At 62.6% G+C, this 1,992-nt stretch carries 2 protein-coding genes; both read right to left on the reverse strand.

Annotation, left to right across the window (positions count from 1 at the left end):
- Positions 1–63 precede the first annotated feature (63 nt).
- Complete coding sequence (locus ACRDUX_RS32890) at positions 64–909, reverse strand: LLM class F420-dependent oxidoreductase (RefSeq protein ID WP_526420378.1); 846 nt, start codon at positions 907–909, stop codon at positions 64–66.
- Positions 910–1,188: 279 nt separating this feature from the next.
- Positions 1,189–1,992, reverse strand: an 804-nt coding sequence (locus ACRDUX_RS32895; protein WP_526420380.1) for an NAD(P)H-dependent flavin oxidoreductase, incomplete at its 5' end; no start/stop codon positions are given.

Below are 1,992 nucleotides of genomic sequence, written 5' to 3' on the forward strand. Positions count from 1 at the left end.
ACTAGCTAGTGGCTAGCCAGCACGAATAGCTTTGAGCTGACTACTGATCCGCGCGTTGTGGGATCAGTTGAGGCCGAGCGGTCCGGCCAATTCGGTAAGTGAGGGAATCAGTTTGTCAGGTCCGGTCAGGACCTGCACGGGTACGTGGGTCGCGCCGGCGGCGAGATGCTCTTTCAGTCTGGCGGCGATGGCATCGGTGCTGCCATACGCGACGAGGGCGTCGATCAGGGCGTCGCTTCCGGGCGCGGCGACGTCGGAGTCGGTGAACCCCAATCGCTTCCAGTTGTTCACGTAGTTGGTCCCTTCGAGGTAGATGGCGAGAGCCTCGCGTCCGATGGCCCTTGCCTGGGCGGCGTCCGTGGTCAGCACCACCTTGTGCTCGGGGGCGATGAAAGCATCCGGTCCGACCAGGGCGCGCGCCTGAGCGGTGTGTTGCGGGGTGGTCAGGTAGGGATGGGCTCCCGCGCTGCGGCGCGCGGCCAGTTTGAGAACCTGTGGGCCGAGCGCGGCGACGACGCGCTGGTCCTTGGGCACGCCGTATTCGTCTAGCTTGGCGAGGTATTCGGAGAGCGCGTCGTAGGGTTTCTTGTACTCGGCGATCAGCTCGGGATGTCCGGCCCCGATACCGAGCAGGAATCGTCCGGGGTGGGCCGCCTCGATGCGGTGAAACGACTCGGCGATCGGACCGGCGGCCGCCGACCAGATGTTGACGATGCCCGTTGCCACCTTCAGCGTCTCGGTCGGCTCAAGGATCGACTCAACCCAGTCGAGTTCGGCCGGCGGCGAGCCGCCTGCCCAGATTGCGCCATAGCCGAGCGCCTCGATATCCCTCAGTTGCGCGGCGGTCAGTTGTTTCCACTGCTGGAAAAGCCCGAATACGCCGAAGCTGCCCAGAGTTGGTTTAGTCATGGTTCAGTCAACCTGTCGTGTGCTCAAGGATATTCCGAATTGGTCGGCAGGACTTCCACTTTGAGGGTACGCATGCTGGAATGACGGGGAAGTTGTTGGCGTCAAGCACGATATCTCCGTCCGCGACCATCGCGACGAGCGGAGCGTTGTCGATCTGCACCGGATGAAGAAGTGGGCGCGGTGGGCTTTGAACACGGATCGAGGGTGATCCGCGGCTGCCGCGCGAAACCGACACCACGCCAGGGTTGCAGGCCATTTCATCCCTGGCCCGGTCATTGATCAACGCCGCGAAGGCAGACCATCCATCGCGGTGTCGTACTCTCGTCGGAGCCGAGCGACCAACTGCGAGGTGGGTAATGTGGAGTCGATCGTCGCGATGCCTTGCCCGGCTCCCCAAATATCCTTCCACGCTTTGGCGTCCATGTTTCCGCCCGAGCCGAAGTTCATCGCTGACGGCTCCGATGTCGGGAGGTTGTCTGGATCTAGCCCGGCGGCCGTAATCGATCCACGGAGGTAATTGCCGTGCACACCGGTGAAAAGGTTGGTGTAGACGATATCCGCCGATGTGCTGGCGGCGATCATGTCCTTGTACGCGGGGGGTGCGTCGGCCTCTCGTGTGGCAAGGAAGGCAGATCCGATGTATGCGAGGTCAGCACCTGCGGCTTGTGCGGCCAGAATCGAGCGGCCGTGCCCGATGGCTCCGGAGAGCAACAGTGGGCCGTCAAACCACGTTCTGATCTCTTGTACCAAGGCGAAGGGAGAGACCGTTCCTGCGTGGCCGCCCGCACCCGCTGCGACGGCAATCAGTCCGTCAGCGCCCTTGTCGATGGCTTTGCGGGCGAACTCGTTGTTGATGACATCGTGAAACACCACCCCGCCGTAGGAGTGGATGGCTGCGTTGATATCTGGTCGCGCGCCTAGTGAGGTGATGATGATCGGAACCTGGTGATCAATGCAGGTCTGCACATCTTCGTCGAGGCGGTCGTTGGAACGGTGCACGATCTGATTGACCGCGTACGGAGCCGTCGGCAGCTCCGGGTGAACGGCTTTGTGGTCGGCGAGTGCTGCGGTGATGCGTTGCAA

Origin of the sequence: Mycobacterium sp. (assembly GCF_050701675.1) — a bacterium.
Classification (GTDB): domain Bacteria; phylum Actinomycetota; class Actinomycetes; order Mycobacteriales; family Mycobacteriaceae; genus Mycobacterium.